The organism is Pseudomonas sp. R38(2017) (assembly GCF_002112395.1).
Taxonomy (GTDB): domain Bacteria; phylum Pseudomonadota; class Gammaproteobacteria; order Pseudomonadales; family Pseudomonadaceae; genus Aquipseudomonas.
The window spans coordinates 207,559-230,570 of sequence record NZ_NEHN01000002.1 but is presented as its reverse complement, the minus strand read 5'-3'; the positions used below and the strand labels follow the sequence as shown (position 1 = coordinate 230,570).

18 protein-coding genes are annotated in these 23,012 nt (G+C 58.1%); 17 read left to right on the top strand and 1 reads right to left on the bottom strand.

Annotation, left to right across the window (positions count from 1 at the left end; genetic code table 11):
- The first annotated feature begins 50 nt into the window (after nucleotides 1-50).
- The 10 genes from CAF87_RS04730 (at nucleotide 51) to CAF87_RS04680 (ending at nucleotide 11,996) form a co-directional block, all read left to right on the top strand.
- Nucleotides 51-1,340, top strand: a complete 1,290-nt coding sequence (locus CAF87_RS04730; protein ID WP_085731039.1) for a glycosyltransferase — start codon at nucleotides 51-53, stop codon at nucleotides 1,338-1,340.
- A 601-nt stretch (nucleotides 1,341-1,941) separates the two neighbouring features.
- Nucleotides 1,942-2,847 carry an AraC family transcriptional regulator gene (locus tag CAF87_RS04720; protein WP_085731040.1) on the top strand — a complete coding sequence of 302 codons (906 nt, stop codon included), beginning with the start codon at nucleotides 1,942-1,944 and terminating at the stop codon, nucleotides 2,845-2,847.
- A 227-nt stretch (nucleotides 2,848-3,074) separates the two neighbouring features.
- Nucleotides 3,075-4,385, top strand: a complete 1,311-nt coding sequence (locus CAF87_RS04715) for a sugar ABC transporter substrate-binding protein (protein WP_085731041.1) — start codon at nucleotides 3,075-3,077, stop codon at nucleotides 4,383-4,385.
- 93 nt (nucleotides 4,386-4,478) lie between these two features.
- Nucleotides 4,479-5,405 carry a carbohydrate ABC transporter permease gene (locus CAF87_RS04710; protein WP_085731042.1) on the top strand — a complete coding sequence of 309 codons (927 nt, stop codon included), beginning with the start codon at nucleotides 4,479-4,481 and terminating at the stop codon, nucleotides 5,403-5,405.
- Nucleotides 5,406-5,413: 8 nt separating this feature from the next.
- Nucleotides 5,414-6,244 carry a carbohydrate ABC transporter permease gene (locus CAF87_RS04705; RefSeq protein WP_085709773.1) on the top strand — a complete coding sequence of 277 codons (831 nt, stop codon included), beginning with the start codon at nucleotides 5,414-5,416 and terminating at the stop codon, nucleotides 6,242-6,244.
- Nucleotides 6,245-6,275: 31 nt separating this feature from the next.
- Nucleotides 6,276-7,379: an ABC transporter ATP-binding protein gene (locus tag CAF87_RS04700; RefSeq protein WP_085731043.1), complete on the top strand. Its 1,104-nt coding sequence runs from the start codon at nucleotides 6,276-6,278 to the stop codon at nucleotides 7,377-7,379.
- Between the two features lie 16 nt (nucleotides 7,380-7,395).
- Nucleotides 7,396-8,868 carry a mannitol dehydrogenase family protein gene (locus CAF87_RS04695; RefSeq protein WP_085731044.1) on the top strand — a complete coding sequence of 491 codons (1,473 nt, stop codon included), beginning with the start codon at nucleotides 7,396-7,398 and terminating at the stop codon, nucleotides 8,866-8,868.
- A 14-nt stretch (nucleotides 8,869-8,882) separates the two neighbouring features.
- Nucleotides 8,883-10,379 (top strand): xylulokinase, encoded by a 1,497-nt coding sequence (gene xylB / locus CAF87_RS04690; RefSeq protein WP_085731045.1) that lies wholly within the window; start codon nucleotides 8,883-8,885, stop codon nucleotides 10,377-10,379.
- A 13-nt stretch (nucleotides 10,380-10,392) separates the two neighbouring features.
- Nucleotides 10,393-11,331: a carbohydrate kinase gene (locus CAF87_RS04685; protein WP_085731046.1), complete on the top strand. Its 939-nt coding sequence runs from the start codon at nucleotides 10,393-10,395 to the stop codon at nucleotides 11,329-11,331.
- Between the two features lie 44 nt (nucleotides 11,332-11,375).
- Nucleotides 11,376-11,996: a hypothetical protein gene (locus tag CAF87_RS04680; RefSeq protein WP_085731047.1), complete on the top strand. Its 621-nt coding sequence runs from the start codon at nucleotides 11,376-11,378 to the stop codon at nucleotides 11,994-11,996.
- A 70-nt stretch (nucleotides 11,997-12,066) separates the two neighbouring features.
- Here the strand turns inward: CAF87_RS04680 and CAF87_RS04675 are convergent, their stop codons facing one another.
- Nucleotides 12,067-13,368, bottom strand: coding sequence for an OprD family porin (locus CAF87_RS04675; protein WP_085731048.1), 1,302 nt, complete (start codon nucleotides 13,366-13,368; stop codon nucleotides 12,067-12,069).
- Nucleotides 13,369-13,637: 269 nt separating this feature from the next.
- Between CAF87_RS04675 and tssI the strand changes: the two genes are divergently transcribed.
- From tssI to CAF87_RS04640, 7 genes are all read left to right on the top strand, one after another.
- A complete protein-coding gene (gene tssI, locus CAF87_RS04670) occupies nucleotides 13,638-15,833 on the top strand; it encodes a type VI secretion system tip protein VgrG (protein ID WP_085731049.1) in 2,196 nt (731 codons plus the stop codon).
- 1 nt (nucleotide 15,834) lies between these two features.
- The gene (locus CAF87_RS04665) at nucleotides 15,835-16,398 is read left to right on the top strand and encodes a transglycosylase SLT domain-containing protein (RefSeq protein ID WP_085731050.1); all 564 of its coding nucleotides are present in this window, start codon (nucleotides 15,835-15,837) and stop codon (nucleotides 16,396-16,398) included.
- Nucleotides 16,395-16,928: a hypothetical protein gene (locus CAF87_RS04660; RefSeq protein WP_085731051.1), complete on the top strand. Its 534-nt coding sequence runs from the start codon at nucleotides 16,395-16,397 to the stop codon at nucleotides 16,926-16,928. The genes CAF87_RS04665 and CAF87_RS04660 overlap by 4 nt, the downstream gene beginning before the upstream one ends.
- 150 nt (nucleotides 16,929-17,078) lie before the next feature.
- The gene (locus CAF87_RS04655; protein WP_085731052.1) at nucleotides 17,079-19,151 is read left to right on the top strand and encodes a type VI secretion system tip protein VgrG; all 2,073 of its coding nucleotides are present in this window, start codon (nucleotides 17,079-17,081) and stop codon (nucleotides 19,149-19,151) included.
- Nucleotides 19,148-19,999 (top strand): DUF4123 domain-containing protein, encoded by an 852-nt coding sequence (locus CAF87_RS04650; protein ID WP_085731053.1) that lies wholly within the window; start codon nucleotides 19,148-19,150, stop codon nucleotides 19,997-19,999. The genes CAF87_RS04655 and CAF87_RS04650 overlap by 4 nt, the downstream gene beginning before the upstream one ends.
- Before the next feature lie 59 nt (nucleotides 20,000-20,058).
- Nucleotides 20,059-20,853 carry a hypothetical protein gene (locus tag CAF87_RS04645; protein ID WP_085731054.1) on the top strand — a complete coding sequence of 265 codons (795 nt, stop codon included), beginning with the start codon at nucleotides 20,059-20,061 and terminating at the stop codon, nucleotides 20,851-20,853.
- A 12-nt stretch (nucleotides 20,854-20,865) separates the two neighbouring features.
- The gene (locus tag CAF87_RS04640; protein ID WP_085731055.1) at nucleotides 20,866-22,995 is read left to right on the top strand and encodes a lipase family protein; all 2,130 of its coding nucleotides are present in this window, start codon (nucleotides 20,866-20,868) and stop codon (nucleotides 22,993-22,995) included.
- The last annotated feature ends 17 nt before the right edge of the window (nucleotides 22,996-23,012 follow it).

Sequence of the window (23,012 nt, the reverse complement as noted above, 5' to 3'; positions counted from 1 at the left end):
TCCGCGCGCTTTTTTCTTCTTCCCTCTCGTTCTTCAGGAAACACTTTTTCATGAGTCAGCCCGCGACCAAAGTCCTCGTCATTGGTTACGTCTGGCCGGAACCCCGTTCCTCCGCCGCGAGCGGGCATGTAATGCAGATTCTCGAGACGTTTCTTCAACAGGGCTGGGACATTACTTTTGCCAGCCCGGCGGGCGTTGGCGAACATCCGGCCGATCTTGCCGAACTGGGCATCCGTACTGTTCCGATCGAATTGAACAACAGCAGCTTCGATGTATTCGTCAGTGAACTGGCACCGGATATCGTACTGTTTGACCAGTTCATGATCGAAGAACAATTCGGCTGGCGCGTGGAAAAGAACTGCCCCGATGCATTGCGCGTTTTGGAAACTTCGGATTTGCAAAGCCTGCGGCAGGCCCGGCACCAACGGTTGAAGGATCGACTCAAGCTCAGCGATGACGCTAACGATTTCGATCAGTTGTTTGCCCCGGCGCTGGCCGAAGAGTTCGAGCTGATGGCTGACACCGACTTGGCCAAACGCGAGATTGCAGCGCTGTTTCGCTGCGATCTGAACCTGATGATCTCGCCTGTGGAAATCGAATTGCTGGTGCAGCAGTTCAAGTTGCCGCCCGAGTTGTTGCACTGGTGCCCGTTGATGGTCGAATCGCCCAGCGCACCGGCAAAACCTTTCGAAGAGCGCGCGCATTTCCTCAGTATCGGCAACTTCCGCCACGCGCCGAACTGGGACGCGGTTTTATGGATGAAAGCCACTGTCTGGCCGCTGATCCGCGAACAACTGCCAAAAGCACAATTGCACATTTACGGCGCTTACACGCCGCCCAAGGCAGCAGCTCTGCACAATGCCGCACAGGGTTTTCACATCATGAACTGGGCGGAAGATGCATTGCAGGTCATGTCCGATGCGCGCATCTGCCTGGCACCTCTGCGCTTCGGCGCCGGCATCAAAGGCAAACTGATCGATGCCATGCTCTGCGGCACGCCGAGTGTCACCACGCCGATTGGTGCAGAAGGCATGCGCACCGACCAGCCTTGGCCGGGCGCTGTCTGCCGCACGGCGCAGGACCTGGCCAATGCCGCCGTTGAACTCTATCGCGACGAGGTCCGTTGGCAGGCAGCTCAGTCTCAGGGACAAGCACTGCTCAACGACGTTTACCCGCAAGCCATACATGGACCGGCGTTGATCAACAAGTTGCAGGAGTGTCGCAAAAACATTGCTCAACTAAGACGCCAAAATTTTATCGGCAGCATGCTGCGCCACCACTCGCACAAAAGTACCCAGTACATGGCGCAGTGGATTGAAGCGAAGAACCAGAACAAGTAATTCACTTGGACACTTTCAAAAAACAACCCCCAACAACTTGAATTGATCCCTACATAGCCAACCAGAACATCAAACACTATAGGCACCCTGCAAGTACCGCCCTGAACACTTGACAGAGCGGCATCTTTTTAAACTTATGCAGGATGCACTCATGAGCACTAAAACGTAATTCCCGAACTCTGGAAAATCTGATCAACGACGTCAATAGGTTTCTGGACAGCAATCCGGATGAATTCATTATTCTGGACTTTCACAGTATTGACGGGAGCGACTTCGATTACGACTACTTCAATAAAATGATGATCCACTTTCTGGGCCATCGACTTGTTCCTCGCCAGAACTTGTCATCGAGTCTTCGTGAACTCAAGCGCGCCAGCACGCAACAACGTGTGGTCGCTGCAGCCAGGATAAAAGTGACTGGGCACTGAAGTGCAACATCATCAGTGTCGACTTCATGGAAGAGTCGCATCTGGTGGAGTTCTGCCGGATTGCCAGCTTGATAAAAGCCCGGCAACGCACGCTTTAAGCCGTAATGGAAACTGGCGCAATCCGCGCGCGAAGAGGCATGATCGCCGGGCGATAACAAAAAAAGCGCCCGACCATGACCCGAACCGCCCGCGTGACCGACCCCTCCTACGAGTTGATGGATGACCACAACGGATTGTCCATCATCTATCGCCAGCACGGTTTCCCCTGCCCGCTGGTGCGCTGGCATTTCCACAAGGAATACGAACTGCACCTGATCGTCGCCAGTTCGGGCAAGGTGTTCATCGGCGACTACATCGGCAACTTCTACCCACAGACCCTGTTCCTGACCGGCCCCAATCTGCCGCACAACTGGATCAGCCAGGTGGCCGAAGACGAAGTGGTCGAGAAGCGCGACATGCTGGTCAACTTCACCGATGAGCTGTTCGAAAGCGGTCATCAGGTGTTCGCCGAACTCAAGACCCTGGCGCCGCTGCTGGAGCGTGCGCAATACGGCATCGAATTCCGCTGCCCGCGCACCATTCGCCAAGCGACGAACCTGATGCAAAAGATCGCCGATACCAGGGGCATCACCCGTCTCGGGCACTTTCTCATCCTGATGGAATTGCTGGCGGCCTGTGATGACTACCAACTGCTGTCCGGCGCAACCACACCGCAACTGGCCGACGAACACAACATCGACCGCACCAACCGCGCGGTGGATTACATCTTTGCCCACTACGCTCGCGAACTGCCGCTGGAGGAAGTCGCCGAGCACCTGGGCATGAAACCCACCTATTTCAGCCGGGTGTTCAAACAGGCCACCGGGCGCAATTTCATCGAGTTCGTCAATCGCCTGCGCATCAGCAAATCCTGCGAACTGCTGGCAGACGGTGACAAACCGGTGACCGAGGTGTGTTTCGAATCGGGCTTCAACAACATCTCCAATTTCAATCGACGCTTTCAACAGCTCAAAGGCATGACGCCGTCGCATTATCGGCGGTTGGTGGTGCAACGCCTGACCGAGCAGAACCACGGCTGATACCTGAAAACCTGTACGGTTTCATCAACGCTGCCCTGCTGAACCCCCCTTACCTGCGTTAATCACTCCAATCACGAGTGCAAAAAAGTATCGATTCAAGTGCTAGGGATGATTTGTCAGCCCTGCGATTGAAGGCTGTAATCAGTGCACATTCTTCCTGCAGCCGGAAGACACAAAAACAATAACTGTCCTTCTGTCCCCCGCCGGGTGCAGAAAAGGAGTGCACGATGCAACCCACTGCAAAAGCTCTGCTTGCCCTCACCTGCATGACCCTCAGCAGCGTCAGCCTTGGCGCCCAGACCCTGACCATCGCCACCGTCAACAACAGCGACATGATCCGCATGCAAAAACTCTCGAAAACCTTCGAGACCGAGCACCCGGACATCAAGTTGAATTGGGTCGTGCTGGAAGAAAACGTCCTGCGTCAGCGCCTGACCACCGACATCGCCACCCAGGGCGGTCAGTTCGACGTGCTGACTATCGGCATGTACGAAGCCGCACTCTGGGGTGCCAAGGGCTGGCTGGAGCCAATGAAGGATCTGCCGGCCAGCTACGCCCTCGACGATGTGTTCCCGTCGGTGCGTGAAGGCCTGTCGGTCAAGGGTTCGCTGTACGCCTTGCCGTTCTACGCCGAAAGCTCGATCACCTATTACCGCACCGACCTGTTCAAGGACGCCGGCCTGACCATGCCGGAGCGCCCGACCTGGGAGCAGATCGCCGGCTTCGCCGAAAAGCTCACCAACAAGGACAAGGAACAGTACGGCATCTGCCTGCGCGGCAAGGCCGGCTGGGGCGAGAACATGGCGCTGATCACCACCGTGGCCAACGCCTACGGTGCGCGCTGGTTCGATGAGCAGTGGAAACCCGAATTCAGTGGCCCGGAATGGAAGAACGCGCTGAACTTCTACGTTGACACCATGAAGAAATCCGGCCCGCCCGGCGCATCGAGCAACGGTTTCAACGAAAATCTCGCGCTGTTCAACAGCGGTAAATGCGCGATCTGGGTCGATGCCAGCGTTGCGGGCTCGTTCGTCACCGACAAGACCCAGAGCAAGGTCGCCGATCACGTCGGCTTCACCTACGCGCCGCATCAAGTCACCGACAAGGGTTCAGCGTGGCTGTACTCGTGGGCGCTGGCGATTCCGACCAGCTCCAAGGCCAAGGACGCCGCCAAGGAATTCAGTGCCTGGGCCACCTCCAAGGAGTACGGCGAACTGGTCGCCAAGACTGACGGCATCGCCAACGTACCGCCGGGCACTCGCGCCTCGACCTACAGCGAGGCTTACATGAGCGCAGCGCCGTTTGCCAAGGTGACACTGGAATCTCTGAAAGCGGCCGACCCGAGCAAACCGACCCTCAAGACCGTGCCTTACATCGGCATTCAACTGGTGACCATTCCCGAGTTCCAGGGCATCGGCACCCAGGTCGGCAAACTGTTCTCGGCCGCGCTGATCGGCCAGACCACGGTCGACCAGGCCCTGGCCGCCGCACAGCAAACCACCGAACGCGAGATGAAGCGCGCGGGTTATCCGAAGTAACCCTGCGAAAGCCTCTCCTGCCTCCTGCCGGAGCGAGATTGCTCGCTCCAGCACGGTATCTCCATAGGTCTGTATGACTCGGTTGTGATCCCCATGAATACTTCAACTGCCAAAGCCCACATCGACCTGTCGCAACCCCGGCGCAAAAACCGTGTGGCCAATCCCGGCTGGTTTCTGGTCAGCCCTTCGGTGGCCCTGTTGCTGCTGTGGATGATCGTGCCACTGGGCATGACCGTCTATTTCTCGACGATCCGCTACAACCTGCTCGACCCGGGCATCAACGAATTCGTCGGGCTGGATAACTTCACCTACTTTCTGACCGATTCGGGCTTCCTGCCCGGCGCCACCAACACCTTGTTGCTGGTGGGCAGCGTGCTGCTGATCAGCGTGGTGTTCGGCGTGTTGATCAGTGCTTTGCTGGAGGCCAGCGAGTTCTTCGGTCGCGGCATCGTGCGGGTGATGCTGATTTCACCGTTCTTCATCATGCCCACGGTCGGTGCGCTGATCTGGAAGAACCTGATCTTCCACCCGGTCTCCGGCATCCTCGCCTACATCTGGAAGCTGTTCGGCGCGCAACCGGTGGACTGGCTGGCACACTACCCGCTGCTATCGATCATCATCATTGTGTCGTGGCAATGGCTGCCCTTCGCGATCCTGATCCTGATGACCGCCATGCAGTCTCTCGACCAGGAACAGAAAGAAGCTGCCCGCCTCGACGGCGCAGGCACCGTCGCGATCTTCTGGCACCTGACCCTGCCGCATCTGGCGCGGCCGATTGCCGTGGTGGTGATGATTGAAACCATCTTCCTGCTGTCCGTGTTCGCCGAAATCTTCACCACCACCAACGGCGGCCCCGGCTACGCGTCGACCAACCTCGCCTACCTGATCTACAACCAGGCGCTGGTGCAGTTCGACGTCGGCATGGCCTCGGCCGGCGGCCTGATCGCTGTGGTCATCGCCAACATCGCCGCGATCATTCTGGTGCGGATGATCGGCAAAAACCTGACTGACAAAGCCTGAGGCCTGCCATGACTCTTCAACAATCCCGCCGGCTGCAAAGCCTGCTGCTCGGCACGCTGGCCTGGGCCATCGCGATCATCATTTTCTTCCCGATCTTCTGGATGGTACTGACCAGTTTCAAGACCGAAATCGACGCCTTCGCCACACCGCCGCAGTTGTTCTTCACGCCGACGCTGGAGAACTACCTGCACATCAACGAGCGCAGCGATTACTTCAGCTTCGCCTGGAACTCGGTAGTGATTTCCTTCAGCGCCACGGCCCTTTGTCTGCTGATCGCGGTGCCGGCAGCCTACTCGATGGCGTTCTACGAAACCCAGCGCACCAAAGGCACGCTGCTGTGGATGCTCTCCACCAAAATGCTGCCACCGGTGGGCGTGCTGATGCCGATCTACCTGCTGGCCAAGAGTTTTGGCCTGCTGGACACGCGCATCGCGCTGATCGTGATCTACACGCTGATCAACCTGCCGATCGTGGTCTGGATGGTTTACACCTACTTCAAGGACATCCCCAAAGACATCCTCGAAGCCGCCCGCCTCGACGGCGCCACCCTCGCTCAGGAAATGCTCCGCGTGCTGCTGCCGATCGCCAAGGGCGGCCTCGCGTCGACCGTGCTGCTGTCGCTGATCCTGTGCTGGAACGAGGCGTTCTGGTCGCTGAACCTGACCTCGTCCAAAGCCGCCCCGCTGACCGCGCTGATCGCCTCCTACTCAAGCCCCGAGGGCTTGTTCTGGGCCAAGTTGTCGGCCGTCTCGACCCTGGCCTGCGCGCCGATCCTGATCTTCGGCTGGATCAGCCAGAAACAACTGGTCCGCGGCCTGTCGTTCGGCGCCGTGAAATAGCCCTCAAAGAATTCGCAAAAGGAGCGCCACCATGGCCAACCTGAAAATCAAGAATCTGCAAAAAGGCTTCGAAGGTTTTTCCATCATCAAGGGCATCGACCTTGAGGTGAACGACAAGGAATTCGTGGTATTTGTCGGCCCGTCGGGCTGCGGCAAATCCACCCTGCTGCGATTGATCGCCGGCCTCGAAGAAGTCAGTGGCGGCACGATCGAACTAGATGGGCGCGACATCACCGAAGTCAGCCCGGCCAAGCGAGATCTGGCGATGGTGTTCCAGACCTATGCGTTGTATCCGCACATGACCGTGAAAAAGAACATGTCATTCGCCCTCGATCTGGCCGGCGTACCGAAAGCCGAAGTCGAGAAGAAAGTCGGCGAAGCGGCGCGCATTCTCGAACTCGGGCCGATGCTGGAACGCAAGCCCAAACAACTGTCCGGCGGCCAGCGTCAGCGTGTGGCCATCGGTCGCGCGATCGTGCGCAACCCGAAAATCTTCCTGTTCGACGAACCGCTGTCCAACCTCGACGCCGCCCTGCGGGTGCAAATGCGCCTTGAGCTGCTGCGCCTGCACAAGGACCTCAAAGCGACCATGATCTACGTGACCCACGATCAGGTCGAAGCCATGACCATGGCCGACAAGGTGGTGGTACTCAATGGCGGCAAAATCGAGCAGGTCGGCTCGCCGCTGGAGCTGTATCACACCCCCGCCAACCTGTTCGTCGCCGGCTTCCTCGGCACGCCGAAAATGGGCTTCCTCAAAGGCCAGATCGCGCGGATCGATGGCGCGAGCTGCGAAGTTTCGCTGGACGCCGGCACTCGCATCACCCTGCCATTCAACGCGTCGAACCTGAGCGTCGGCAGCGCCGTGACCCTGGGCATTCGCCCGGAACATCTGGAACTGGCGCAACCGGGCGACTGCACCCTGCCAGTCACTGCCGACGTCAGCGAACGACTGGGCAGCGACACCTTCTGCCACGTCAAGACCAACGCCGGCGAAGCCCTGACCATGCGCGTGCGCGGTGATCTGGCGAGCCGTTACGGCGAACAACTGAACCTGCACCTGGACGCCGCCCACTGCCATCTGTTCGATGCCGACGGCGTGGCGTTGACCCGCCCGTTGCGCGCCGCCGCCTGATTTCGAGACTGATCCGATGAAACTGAACCAACAGAACCTCAACCGCCTCGCCGCCGAAGTGAAACTGCCGGCCTACAACCTCAGCGACACCCGCCAGGGCATCGCCCACATCGGCGTCGGCGGTTTCCATCGCGCACATCAGGCGTATTACACCGATGCGCTGATGAACACCGGCGAAGCGCTGGACTGGGCCATTTGCGGTGTCGGCCTGCGTGCCGAAGACCGCCGCGCCCGTGACGACCTCAGAGAACAGGATTATCTGTTCACCCTGTTCGAATTGGGTGACAGCGACGACACCGAAGTCCGAGTCATCGGGGCGATCCGCGACATGCTGCTGGCCAGCGACAGCGCTCAAGTGCTGATCGACAAACTCGCCGATCCGCAGATCCGCATCGTCTCGCTGACCATCACCGAAGGCGGCTACTGCATCGACGACAGCAACGGCGAGTTCATGGCGCATCTGCCGCAGATTCAGCACGACCTGACCTACCCGCAGCAGCCACAAACCGTGTTCGGCTTCCTTTGTGCGGCGCTGGCCAGTCGACGCAAAGCGGGTGTTCCTGCGTTCACGGTGATGTCCTGCGATAACCTGCCACACAACGGCGCCGTCACCCGCAAGGCTCTTCTGGCCTTCACTGCGTTGCTGGATCCGGACTTGCGCGGCTGGATCGACGCCAACGTCAGTTTCCCCAATGCCATGGTCGACCGCATCACGCCGATGACCAGCACCGCGCATCGCCTGCAACTGGCGGACAAACATGCCGTCGACGATGCCTGGCCGGTGGTCTGCGAACCCTTCGTGCAATGGGTGCTGGAAGACAAATTCGTCAACGGCCGCCCGGCCTGGGAAAAGGTCGGCGTGCAATTCACCGACGATGTTTCGCCCTACGAAGAGATGAAGATCAAACTGCTCAACGGCAGCCATCTCGCCCTGACTTATCTGGGTTTCTTGAAGGGTTACCGCTTCGTTCACGACACCATGAACGACCCGCTGTTCGTGCGCTACATGCGCGCCTACATGGACCTGGACGTGGCCCCGCAACTGGCGCCGGTGCCGGGCATCGACCTGACCGAATACAAGAACACGCTGGTGGCGCGGTTCTCCAATCAGGCGATCGCCGATCAACTGGAGCGGGTATGTTCGGACGGTTCGTCGAAGTTTCCCAAGTTCACCGTTCCAACCATCAATCGCCTGATTGCCAATGGTCAGGAAACCAAACGCGCAGCGCTGGTCGTCGCTGCCTGGGCGCTGTACCTCAAAGGCGTGGACGAGAATGGCGATACTTACTCGATTCCGGATCCTCGGGCGGCGTTTTGTCAGGCGCTGGTGGCGGATGATGCACTGATCACTGAGCGGTTGTTGGGAGTTGAGGAGATTTTCGGGATGGCAATACCGCGTTCGACGGAGTTTGTGGCGGCGTTTGAGTGGTGCCTGAAAAGCTTGCGGGAAGAGGGAGTAACGCGGACGCTGGAACGAATTCTGTCCTGACGGCAGAGGTACTCATGACAACCCAACAACTCTTCCTCGGCATCGACTGCGGCACCCAAGGCACCAAAGCCATCATCCTCGACGCCACCAGCGGTCAGGTCCTAGGCCAGGGCGCCGCGGCCCACACGATGATCAGCGGCGCCAACGGCCGTCGCGAACAGGATACCGCACAATGGCTGGAGGCCTTCGCCCTTGCCACCCGGCGTGCATTGCTGGCGGCAAATGTCGACGGCCAGTCAATCCTCGGCATCGGTGTTTCCGGCCAGCAGCACGGTCTGGTACTGCTCGATGACCAAGGCCAGGTCCTGCGCCCGGCCAAGCTCTGGTGCGACACCGAAACCACGGCAGAGAATGACCGTCTGCTGACTTACCTGGGTGGTGAAAAAGGCTCGCTGGAACGCCTCGGGGTGGTTATCGCGCCGGGCTACACCGTGTCCAAGCTGTTGTGGACCAAGGAACAGCATCCCGCCGTCTTCTCACGGATCGCGAAAATCCTGCTGCCCCACGACTACCTGAATTTCTGGCTCACCGGCCGTAGCTGCAGCGAATACGGCGACGCATCCGGCACAGGTTATTTCAACGTGCGCACCCGCCAATGGGACTTGCAGTTGCTGCGCGACATCGACGCCAGCGGCCGTCTGCAAGCGGCGCTGCCGGAGTTGATCGACGCCCATCAAGCGGTCGGCACGATACTGCCGGCGATTGCTGAACAGCTCGGCATCAACCCTAACGCGCAGGTATCCAGCGGCGGCGGCGACAACATGATGGGCGCCATCGGCACCGGCAATATTCAACCCGGCGCGATCACCATGAGCCTCGGTTCTTCAGGCACGGTGTACGCCTACGCTGAGGTGCCGAAGGTCAGCCCGGACGCTTCAGTGGCGACCTTCTGCTCGTCCAGCGGCGGCTGGCTGCCGTTGATCTGCACCATGAACCTGACCAACGCTACGGGCGCGATCCGCGAGTTGTTCGACCTCGATCTCGACGCTTTCAACGCCTTGGTAGCCCAGGCGCCGATCGGCGCCGAGGGTGTGAGCATGTTGCCCTTCCTCAACGGCGAGCGCGTGCCTCCCCTGCCCCACGCCACCGGCAGTCTGCATGGTCTGACGATCGATAACCTGACCCGGGCCAATCTGTGCCGCGCCGCCGTCGAGGGCACCACCTTCGGCTTGCGATTCGGACTGGATCTGTTGCGCCAGAATGGTTTACAAAGCCGCAGCATTTGCCTGATCGGCGGCGGCTCGAAAAGTGCGGTGTGGCGGCAGATCGTCGCCGACATCATGAACACCCCGGTGATCTGCACCGAGCAAAGCGAAGCCGCTGCGCTGGGCGCGGCGATTCAGGCGGCGTGGTGCAAGTCTTGGTCGAACGGCCACGAAGACACCCTGACCGACCTGTGCCAGCGCTGCGTGAAGCTCGACCTGAACAGTGAAACCCTGCCGATTGCCGCGAATGTCGCAGCCTTCCAGCAGGCCTATGAACGCTATCGACTGCATGTCGCAACCTTATAAAGAGCAAACAACTATGTACCTGGTGTGTGGCGAAGCGCTGTTCGATTTCTTCAGCGAAGACGATGCCGGCGGGCAGGCGTCGAAAGTCAATTTCAAGGCAATCGCCGGTGGCTCGCCGTTCAACGTGGCGGTGGGCTTGCGCCGACTGGGCGTGGACTCGGCGCTGTTTGCCGGGTTGTCCACCGACTACCTCGGCCGGCGCTTGCAACAAGTACTGCAGGACGAAGGTGTCCGCCCGGATTTTCTGGTGGATTTCGCCGCGCCGACCACGCTGGCCATGGTCGCAGTGGGCGCGAACGGCTCGCCGCATTACAGCTTCCGGGGCGAAGGCTGCGCTGACCGGCAGTTGAGTCCGGCGCATCTGCCGTCGCTGAATGATGAAGTACGCGGTTTGCACTTCGGTTCCTTCTCGCTGGTGGTGCAACCGGTTGCCGATACATTACTTGCGTTGATTCAGCGCGAAAGCGGCAAACGCCTGATCAGCCTCGACCCGAACGTGCGCCTCAATCCCGAGCCGAACATCGAGTTGTGGCGCGAGCGGATTGCCACGCTGGTGCAGTTGGCGGATCTGATCAAGGTCAGCGACGAGGATTTGAGCCTGTTGTATCCCGAGCAGGATCCGCAGCGAGTGATCGAAGGCTGGCTGCAGCATCGTTGCCAGGTGGTGTTCCTGACCCGAGGCGGCGAAGGCGCGACCGTGTTCAGCCGTGCTCACGGCTCATGGTCAGTGCCGGCCTCTGCAGTGAAGATCGCCGATACCGTCGGCGCCGGCGATACCTTCCAGGCCGCTTTGATCACATGGCTGACCGAACATGAACTGGATTCAGTGGAGGGTGTACAGCATCTGAATCGCGAGCAAATCGACGCCATGCTCAGGTTTGCCGTACAGGCGGCCGCCCTTACATGCAGTAAAACAGGTCCGGATTTGCCTTATCGCCACCAGTTGACCTGACCGCGTAGACTGGCGCCCTTTTTTGCACGACGGGATGACGGCTTTTGAATTCGCGGCGCACGGTTGGACTGTTGGTATTGGCGGCATTGTTGAGCGGTTGCGGAACATCGCCGCCGCGTTCGCCGGAAAACCTCTGCGAGATTTTCCGGGAAAAGAGTGATTGGTACGACGCGGCGCAAGTCACGCAAAAGCGCTGGGGCGTACCGATCCAGGTGCCGTTCGCGATCATGTATCAGGAGTCCGGTTACCGCTACGACGCCAAGACGCCGCGCAAATACCTGTTGTGGGTGATCCCGTGGGGACGCGTCACGACCGCAGCGGGTTATGCGCAGGCCAAGGATGAAGTCTGGGCCGACTACCAGAAAAGCACTGGCCGCCATGGCGCCGACCGTGAAGATTTCGATGACGCCATCGACTTTGTGGGCTGGTACATGGACAAGACCACGTCGATCAACGGCGTATACAAGTACGACGCCTACAACCAGTACCTCAACTACCACGAAGGCTGGGGCGGTTTCCGGCAGAAGACCTACGCCAGCAAGGCGTGGCTGCCGCCGGTGGCGCGCAAGGTGCAGAACCGCTCGGACATGTACGGCCAGCAATACGCAGCGTGCAAGGATGATTTGAATCGCGGGTTCTGGAGTCGGTTCTGGCATTGGCTCTGATCGCAGATCAAAAAAAACCATCACGAGTTAACTCGCGATGGTTTTTTTTCGACCGATGACCTGAACGGATTTACAACACCGAAAAGTTGTAACTCACAATCAACCGGGTCTCATCCACATCCCGGGCAAACTTCTCGTAGTTGGTGCGGTAGGTCGCATTACGCAAGCGCAGGCTGACATCCTTGAACGTGCCGCTCTGGACCACGTACTTCAGTTCGCTGTCGCGTTCCCACTCTTTGCCTTCCTGATCGCTGCCCGGCACCTTGATGTGATCGCCGTTCACGTAACGGGTCAGGAAGCTCAGGCCGTTGATGCCGATCGCCTTGAAGTCATAGTCGTAACGCAACTGCCAGGAACGTTCCTGCGCGGCGGCGAAGTCGTTGACCTGCACGTAATTCACCAGGTACGGGTTACTGCCATCGAGGTATGGCATCGAATTGTCGCCGTTCATGCGCTGCCAGCCGGCGCTGAAGGTGTGGCCGCTGATGCCATAGGACAGCATGCCGCTCAAGGCGCGGTTGTCGATGGAGCCGGCTTTTGCATCGCCACTGTCGGCGCTTTTCAGTAAACGCAGATCGGCTTTCAATACGCCGTCACCCAGTGGCTGGTTGGCCAACAGACCGACGAAGTGCTGGCGATAGATGTCTTCCAGCTCGGCGTAGTGATACTGCGCGGTCAGGCGATCGTTGATCTTGTAGTCGAGGCCGTACATGTCGAAATGATCGGCAGTGGTGTTGCAGGCATAGCGCTTGTTCTTGCAGTGCACACGGATGTCTTGCGAATCGGTCGAGTCCCGGGCGGTGTACTTGTCCAGGCGTGCAGCCATGAAAGTCAGGTCCTTCACTTCCTTTGAAGTCAGCATCGCGCCGTTGAACATGGTCGGCAGCAGACGGCCGTCGTTGTACTTGAGCAGTGGCAGATCCGGCAGCAGCGCGCCATATTTCAGCACCGTATCCGAGACTTTCACCTTGGCGGTCAGACCCATCTTCGCGTACTGGCCTTTCGAACCGCGCGGGTTGTCGCCACTGGACGGCAGCAGGCCGCTGTTGCTGCGGTCGGGGCTCGAATCGAGCTGGAAACCCGCCATGCCCAGCGCATCGATGCCGAAACCGACGGTGCCTTCGGTATAACCCGATTGCAGATTGAGAATGAAGCCCTGCGCCGACTCTTCGCGCTTGGACGCGCCCTGATCATTGGAGGTGTGCCCATCACGGAAATCACGGTTGAAGTACACCGTGCGCGATTCGATCTTCGCCGTGGTGTCTTCGAAAAAACCGCTGGCCTGAACCTGCGCGGTAAAACCGGCGCACAGCACCAAGGCTCCGAAGCCAAACGACTGGCGCGGGGTGATGAGGGGAAATGGGGGACGCATTGAAAACTCCAACAGAACAACGATTGCGCGGGGGCGCAAACAAACCAGAAATAGCTCCCGTCCCAGGTCGATAAAAGAACCGGGAGGCAGTGAACACGCGGGGGTGAGCGCCCATGATGGCAGATGGCTTTGACGTGCTACAGGCGACTTTAGTCTGAAGCTGACTGATTGTTCAGCCTCGCATGCGGTCTACAGGATTTTTCGATTGTGCGTTTTTGGCGAATCCCGCTACATTTGCATCTTGCTTATTCACGGATGGAATTCAAAGCATGCTGGACGCTAATGCCATTCACATCAGCTTCTCCATTGAAGGCGCCTCCGCCGATCTGCAAGTCCTCCGCTTCACCGGTCGCGAAGCCCTCAACGAACCGTTCCGTTTCGACCTCGAACTGGTCAGCGCCCGTCCCGACCTCAATCTTGAAGAACTCCTGCACAAGCCTGGCTGCCTGACCTTCGGCGCCACTGGCGAGGGCAAGATCCATGGTCTGGTGTATCGCATCGAGCAAGGCGATTCCGGCAAGACCCTGACCCGTTACAGCATCAGTCTGGTGCCGCAACTGGCCTACCTGCGGCACAACCATGACCAGCAGATCTTCCAGCAACTGACGGTGCCGAAGATCATTGCCCAGGTGCTGGAAGAGCGCGGCATCCTGGCCGACGCCTACAGCTTCCAGCTCGGCGCCGAGTACCCGCAGCGCGACTACTGCGTGCAGTACGACGAATCCGACCTGCATTTCATCCAGCGCCTGTGCGAAGAGGAAGGCATTCACTTCCACTTCCAGCACAGCAGCAGCGGCCACAAACTGGTGTTCGGCGACGACCAGACCGTGTTCCGCAAACTGAAACCGGTCAACTACCAGCAAGACTCCGGCATGACCGCTGACAAACCGGTGATCAAACGCTTCAACCTGCGCCTGGAAACCCGCACCAGCCGCGTCAGCCGCCGCGATTACGATTTCGAGAAACCGAAGATCCTGCCTGAAGGCGCGGCCAAATCCGCGTTCATGCCGGACCTGGAGGACTACGACTATCCCGGCCGTTTCACCACCCGCGAGCGCGGCAAGTTCCTTTCGACCCGGGCACTGGAGCGTCATCGCAGCGACTACAAACTCGCTGAAGGCAAAGGTGACGAACCGACCCTGACCAGCGGCCATTTCCTGACCCTGGCCGAACACCCGCGCGCCGAATGGAACGACCTGTGGCTGCTGCTGGAGATCTTCCACGAAGGCAAGCAACCACAAGTGCTGGGCGAAAACGTCACCAGCGACGTCACCGACAGCAAGAGCGATTTCCACCAGGGCTACCGTAACAGCTTCGTGGCCACCCCGTGGGACGCCCACTACCGCCCTGCCCTCGAACACCCGAAACCGAAAGTCCTCGGCAGCCAGACCGCCATCGTCACCGGCCCCGCCGGCGAAGAAATTCACTGCGATCAGTACGGCCGCGTGAAAGTGCAATTCCATTGGGACCGCGACGGCCAGGCCGACGACAAGACCACCTGCTGGCTGCGCGTCGCCAGCGGTTGGGCCGGCGCAGCCTACGGCGGCATCGCCATCCCGCGTATCGGCATGGAAGTGCTGGTGACCTTCCTTGAAGGCGACCCCGACCAGCCGCTGGTCACCGGCTGCCTGTACCACAAGGAAAACGTCGTCCCCTACGACCTGCCGGCGAACAAGACCCGCAGCACCTTCAAGACCCTGAGTTCCCCGGGCGGCAAGGGCTACAACGAGTTCCGCATCGAAGACAAAAAAGGCGTGGAGCAGATCTACATCCACGCCCAGCGCGACTGGGACGAAAACATCGAGCACGACCAGAAGATCCGCGTCGGCAACGAACGGCATGACACGGTCGAAGCCAATGTTTTAAGTGAGTTCAAGGTCGAGGAACACCGCATCACTCATCTGGATCGCAAGAGCGAAATGCGCGCCAACGATCACCTGACCGTGGGCGTGACGCAGCATGTGAAGGTCGGCACCGGGCAGTTTGTCGAGGCAGGCACGGAGATTCATTACCACGCTGGCGAAAAAGTCGTGATCGAAGGCGGAATGGAACTGACGGCCAAGGCCGGGGGGAGTTTCGTCAAGGTGGATGCAGGAGGTGTGACCATCAGTGGTGCGGAGGTGAAGGCCAATACCGGGGGTGCGCCGGGTGCCGGCACCGGGATCGCGATTCTGCCTCCCCTGATTCCAGCCGCAGCCGCCGTAGGGAGTGTCGGGCAATTGCTGGAGCGCAAGATTGTCCCCGAGAAATCCGAACATGACTTGGACTTTCTTGTCACCAGTCAGGACACCGGGCTACCGCTCAAGAACTTTCCCTACGTTATCAGGACCACCTCCGGCAAAAGCATCGTCGGTCGCACCAATGAAGAAGGCAAGACCGCAAAGATTTCGAGCACTGAAGCGGAAATGGCAGTAATTGAAGTCTTTGATGACATTCCACCGATCAACCCGGGATGGGACGATTGAAATGGCTGGAAAAAAACCACTGACCACCACTCAGAAACCACTCACGCCGAAAGCGGACACGGCCTCAGCAAAAGTTGCCGTGGATGACAGTAAACGCTTGAAAGAAATCCGCAAACTGGTTGAAGCCAATAACCAATCCACGATTGATACCAACACCGTAATTTGCCAGATCTACATGGAATCGCGTTTCGATCCTGAAGCCGGTCGAGGGAAGCACGCAGCCAGGGGACTCATGCAAATGCAGGAACCGGCAGTCAAGCAAGTCTATAAATACCGTAAGAAAAAGGAACTGGGTCGTATGCCCAACCAGGCCCAGACGGACGAGGCATTCAGTGCCGGAGCGGCTTTTTACGCGTCTCCCCTTATCTGGGACGAAGCCCAGAACATCAGAATCGGTACCGAGTACATGCAATATTGGCTGGACATTTCGAGTTCCACCGAGGAGGCATACAAAAAGTACCGCGGTAAATCGAACGGGGTTTATTACCGCAAAATCAATGAGTGCGCCAGAAAGCTGGACGCCAGCCCCAACTCTATGGAAGTGCTCAGGGATACATTGAAATGAAAAAACTGTGGTTCCCTTTCCTCCTCGCACTTGCCTGTGATCCCGCTTTTGCAGACGTTCCAAAAGCCCTTCTGGACTGCCCCCTTTCGGACGGCTCGGTGGCCTCTCTGCTGTCCACCTCCAGCGAGGACGGGCAAAGACTTTCCGTCAAAATCGATAACCACACCGAAACGGCTTTCACCGACATGCCCGATTCAGACTTTGTTGGTGAAGTCGCCATGGCCAAATGCACGGGTTCCGGGCTGATCTACGCCATGAACTATGGCTCTCCGTATTTGAAAGGTGCCTTTATTCGCAGGCATCCGGGCAGCAAAGTCCTGGAGCGAATCGACTTTGCCGAAAAAGCCCTCCCGGTTTTTCTGTACCTGAATGCGCAGCAGATGCGCCTGGTCATCCCCAACGATGGTTATGAGATCCCTGAAAAATTCATCGTCTACAACTACATCAGCCCAAAGGGCCAGCCGGAAGAACCCGAAGGGATGAACGCGACGCCCGACAAAAAGGGCTTTGAAGTCATCGAGCTGAAATGACCGGGCAGTCGCAAAAGCCTCGTATCCATTGGCGGAACCGCCCGTTCTAGGGGAAAACCCTACGCCCCTGACGGGCATTTGCGGGTTGTACGAGCCCGGCTAATCCTGCACCATCCGTCCCTTGCTTATTCAATGGACGGAAATCAAGGCATGCTGGACGCCAATGCTACCCACATTACCCTCACGCTCGAAGGCGCTTCCGCCGATCTGCAAGTCCTCAGCTTCACCGGTCGCGAAGCCCTCAACGAACCGTTCCGTTTCGACCTCGAACTGGTCAGCGCCCGTCCCGACCTCAACCTCGAAGAACTCCTGCACAAGCCCGGCTGCCTGACCTTCGGCGCCACTGGCGAGGGCAAGATTCATGGCCTGGTGTATCGCATCGAGCAAGGCGATTCCGGCAAGACCCTGACCCGCTACAGCCTCAGCCTGGTGCCACAGCTGGCCTACCTGCGGCACAACCATGACCAGCAGATCTTCCAGCAACTGACGGTGCCGAAGATCATTGCCCAGGTGCTGGAAGAGCGCGGCATCCTGGCCGATGCCTATAGCTTCCAGCTCGGCGCAGAGTACCCGCAGCGCGACTACTGCGTGCAGTACGACGAATCCGACCTGCATTTCATCCAGCGTCTGTGCGAAGAGGAAGGCATTCACTTCCACTTCCAGCACAGCAGCAGCGGCCACAAACTGGTGTTCGGCGATGACCAGACCGTGTTCCGCAAACTGAAACCGGTCAACTACCAGCAAGACTCCGGCATGACCGCCGACAAACCGGTGATCAAGCGCTTCAACCTGCGCCTGGAAACCCGCACCAGCCGCGTCAGCCGCCGCGATTACGATTTCGAGAAACCGAAGATCCTGCCTGAAGGCGCGGCCAAATCCGCGTTCATGCCGGACCTTGAGGACTACGACTATCCCGGCCGTTTCACCACCCGCGAGCGCGGCAAGTTCCTTTCGACCCGGGCACTGGAGCGTCATCGCAGCGACTACAAACTCGCTGAAGGCAAAGGTGACGAACCGACCCTGACCAGCGGCCATTTCCTGACCCTGGCCGAACACCCGCGCGCCGAATGGAACGACCTGTGGCTGCTGCTGGAGATCTTCCACGAAGGCAAGCAACCACAAGTGCTGGGCGAAAACGTCACCAGCGACGTCACCGACAACAAGAGCGATTTCCACCAGGGCTACCGCAACGCGTTCGTGGCCACCCCGTGGGACGCCCACTACCGCCCTGCCCTCGAACACCCGAAACCGAAAGTCCTCGGCAGCCAGACCGCCATCGTCACCGGCCCGAGCGGCGAAGAAATTCACTGCGACCAGTACGGCCGCGTGAAAGTGCAATTCCACTGGGACCGCGAAGGCCAGGCCGACGACAAGACCACCTGCTGGCTACGCGTCGCCAGCGGCTGGGCCGGCGCAGCCTACGGCGGCATCGCCATCCCGCGCATCGGCATGGAAGTGCTGGTGACCTTCCTCGAAGGCGACCCCGACCAGCCGCTGGTCACCGGCTGCCTGTACCACAAGGAAAACGTCGTCCCCTACGACCTGCCGGCGAACAAGACCCGCAGCACTTTCAAGACCCTGAGCTCCCCGGGCGGCAAGGGCTACAACGAATTCCGCATCGAAGACAAGAAAGGCGTCGAGCAGATCTACATCCACGCCCAGCGCGACTGGGACGAAAACATCGAGCACGACCAGAAAATCCACGTTGGCAATGAACGGCATGACACGGTCGAAGCCAATGTTTTAAGTGAATTCAAGGTCGAGGAACACCGCATCACTCATCTGGATCGTGTCAGTGAGATGCGGGCGAATGATCACCTGACCGTGGGCGTGACTCAGCATGTGAAGGTCGGCACCGGGCAGTTCGTTGAGGCGGGCACGGAGATTCATTACCACGCCGGCGAAAAAGTGGTGATCGAAGGCGGGATGGAGCTCACTGCCAAGGCTGGCGGGAGTTTCGTCAAGGTCGATGCGGGTGGCGTGACCATCAGCGGTGCGGAAGTGAAGGCCAATACCGGCGGTGCGCCGGGTGCGGGTTCCGGCATTCAGATCCTTGAACCGGTCATTCCATGGGCCGCTGCCAAAGACAAGGCAGGAGCCCTGCTTGTCCCGGCGGCCGCCCAAATGGCATTGGCCAAAGCCGCGCGCAAGGCAGGCGATACTCGCTGCCCGATCTGCGAGGCCTGCCGGGAAGGCAAATGTGATCTGGGGGCCGTGGCATGAGTGATGCGCTCAACAACTGGCTGGGCGAACAGTCCCGTCTCGATCGTGTTTTGATCCTCGTGATCGACAGCCTCGCCGAACCGAACCCGGTCACGCCGTTGTACAGCGCCGGCGTGATGCAGCGCTCGGTGCAGCTCTACCGACGTGCCGAGTTTGCCCAGTTCGCCTCCATCAGCCCATGGCTGACCGAACTCGAAAACCCGGGTAACGAAGCGTTCACTCAATTGCTGGATGACGCGCAGCGCAACTGGGGCTGGATCGGCAGCATGGACAAGGCCGATCTCGACAGCCTGACCCAGCACTGGATCGCCCGGATGGTCATCGACGAGGATGGCGACCGCTCACTGTTTCGCTTCCAGGACAACCGCGTACTTGCCCGTTGCCTGGCCAACATGAAAGACACCGAATGGCCGCTGCTGCTCGGCCCGATCAGCAGCGTGCTGTATTGGGATGAGGATCAGTGGAAAAGCGCGGATAACAATAGGCCGGGCATGTATGCAGTGCCGAATCCGGCGCCTTGGCTGCAAGTCCCTACTCCACCGGAACGAACCCGTGAAATCCTGCGAGCCAACCTGAAACGCTGGCTGCTGGTGTATCACGCAGAAACAGCCGCAAAACTCTCCGAAACCCGCCCAATCCTCGAATGGCTGGAAGAACAGATGGACCTGCTCGAAGCCTGGCAATGGAACACACCAGAGCAACGGGAGTTCATGTTGACCCTGCGCCTTGACCCCAAAAATGCCGGGGATGTGGCTTGGCAGCCCTTGCCGGGGGAAACGCCGGATAAGCATTTCGAACGGTGCGAACGGTTTTTCGCTGATCACAGCGATGACGCCGCACTGAATTGAATTCAAGACCTTGGGCGTCACTCGCTCGAAACGACCGCCACGGGACAAAGGACAATCAAATGCGTCAACGCAATGTTTTCAATGGGTTTGTTCGCAGCTTGATGATTGGGCTGGGTGCGATTGGGGCTACTGGTTGTTCAGTTGCTCAGCAGGACAGCTTTACATTGGTGACGGAGCTTCCGCCGGGGTTTGAGATACTAATTGAGGCGAAGTATGTTCCTCGGATGGGTGAGACGTGCAGTGTCCCTGTCAAGAAGGGACGTGAACATCCGGGTTACAAGTTCTTCGAACAGAAACACAGTGATAAGGCCCAAACTGCGAACTTTCAAGTTCCGTTGACCAGTATCGAAGGGGGATGCCCGCTCGTTTTGGATAATTTCGATTACGAAATTTATGCCAAATATGCCGCCGGCCGTTCTGACGTTGGAAGAGAGTACTCAGGAGTTGGATTTCAGGAAGGTACGGCTGACAAAGGAAGTCTTCCCTCTCCTCTGATGCTACAACGACAGTGTGAGTGGTTGTTTCGCACCACTGGGCCGGATCGAAATATCGTTAAGATCTTAAAATGCGCTCCAGTGGACACAGCGGAACAAGTAAACGGCTCCGTTGCGAAGGGGCCTTTGCAACGCACGCAGTTGGCAGGAAAGACGTTGAACGTTTCTTTCTCAATGTCCAATGAGGAAAGGCCAGCTGTCGGAGACAACTGGGTGAAATTCCCCAATGGATGGAAGAGGTGCATGGGCAAGAGTCTCGAAGACCCCTATGCGTTCTGTCGCGGTAACACAACCGATTTCAAACCTTTCAAAATGCCGGACGGACGCGATTGCACCATCTATCCGACGTGTACCGAATAAGGACATTCATTAATGACGGTCAAAAAAGTAGAGCAACCGCTACTCAAAAACACCAAAGAACCCTGTCCGCTCAGAGGCACAAAAGTCCGTTTTCGACTGGTAGATGAGTCTGGTGATGGCAAGCCCTATGCCGGTTTGAAATATGTCGTAACCGACAGCGTCGAACAACGCTATGAGGGTACGCTTGATGCGGCTGGCTTTGGAGAAGTTTTGAACCACTATGAAGGCCCTGTTGTTCTGACAGTAGATCAGCCTTACGCCGGAGGGGAAGAAGAATATAACTGGTTGATGACACGTCCGAACTACCCGCTGAAAATCAGCGAATTACAAGTTCGAGCCGAAAAAACGCGCTTTATCCGTAAGGATGGCCAACGGGTTGACAACAACCCTGCAAAAGCTGAGGCGGGCCAGTTTTTTCATGTCGAAGTACGCCATCTTGTTGAAAAGAATTCGCATCTTCCTCCAGAGTCGAAAGCGAAATATCCTCCTAATCAAAACCTGCTGAAAGTCATGGGAGACATCGGTTTTGGTCCGGAGCAATCAAAGCTTTGGGGCGTTGCCCTAGTGCCAAACACACTCACAGTTCTTGAAGTTCGCCCGTTACGGGCTTTCCGCCCAATGCTTTCAAGAGACAATAAATTCAGCGCATTGAATTTGTACCAGCTCTCATTGTTTGCCACATTGAGCTATTGCGACTTCGGACAGGTACCAGCAGAACAGCCTACCGACACCGTCAGTTTCCCTCTCGACCCGAGCGTAGGAAACATGTTCGGCGAAGGCATGGCTTGCTATAAAGAATCGTGGAAGATCGATCCCAAACAATCATCGGCTTACTATCCACTGTATGAAGATGTGCCTTATTCAAAACGTTTCGAAATCCTACCGTTCGACCCTGCCTTGTATGATCAAAACAAGCCTGAGCGTGGGCCAGAACAGGAGCATCCAGCGAAGTGGCACTTTTTCGATGACAGCAAAAAGAAAGGGGGCACCAATACTCAAGCATTCATCACCCATCACGACGAAGTCATTCTTATTTCCATACGTGGGACATTAGAAGGCGTTGACTTTTTGCGTGATACCGATGCGGAGCAAATTCCGGTGAACCCCGGTGTGGGCAAGGCGCACCAAGGTTTCTACCAGGCCTATGAAGCGATGAGTAAGTTTGTCGACACTTATCTGAATAGCTTTCATGTAAATCAAAAAGTCATCATTTGCGGCCATAGTCTTGGAGGCGCCATTGCGACTTTGCTTGCAGAAGCACTAAGACAGGGTTCAACAAAGTACGACATTCTCCTCTATACATATGGTTCACCCCGCGCAGGCGATGCAGATTTTGTTCAAGGCGCAGCGGCCCTGGCACACCATCGCATGGTCAACGATAACGACCCGATTCCAAGCGTGCCAGCGCCGTGGATGAACACTCGCAAAAGAATCTGGATGTCTGGTGCCGTTCTTAGCTTTATCACGGCGCCATTGGGCGCGCTGATTTTTGCCTTGGGTCTGAGTCGAACAGGTGGTGCACCTTACGAGCATCAGGGCAATCTGCACCACTTCATGCCTGTACACTTCAAAGGACGTGAGCAATCTTCCGTGCTATGGAATCCGGGTTGCGAGTCCATCGAAGAAGCCGCGTGCACCCGGGCAGTGAAAAAGTTCGGCGACTTGCCTGATCGCGACATGTTTATCCGTCAGCTGTTCAAGATGTCTGACCACTTCATGCTGGCATCTTACATTCCAAATGCATGGGCAACGTTGCGCCGCTGGCAGCAGACCCAGGAAGGCGGCGGCACGGTGGTGACAAAGACTGAATACGACCAAATCTACTACCAATTGCAGGAAATGCAGGATCGCTTGAAAGCCAAAGAGGCGGAGTTGAACAGTCCTTTCCAATCCGATCGCCGAGCCGCCATGCAACAGGCAAGCATATTGAGAGCGGAAATCGGTAGACTGGACACCTCTCGCCAACGTCTTCATACCCTGAACTATCTCAAGCTCACGCCTGAAGACATTTACGGTTCTGCCACTCAGGCACCTGAACACGACCAGAACGTTAAACGCTGGCTGGCGAAGAAAGAGAACAATGTGGCGGTTCAGCTTGCGATGGTTCCTCAGGTGGGCAATGCTCAGCTACGGACTGCGTAATTCGGTATGAACATCCG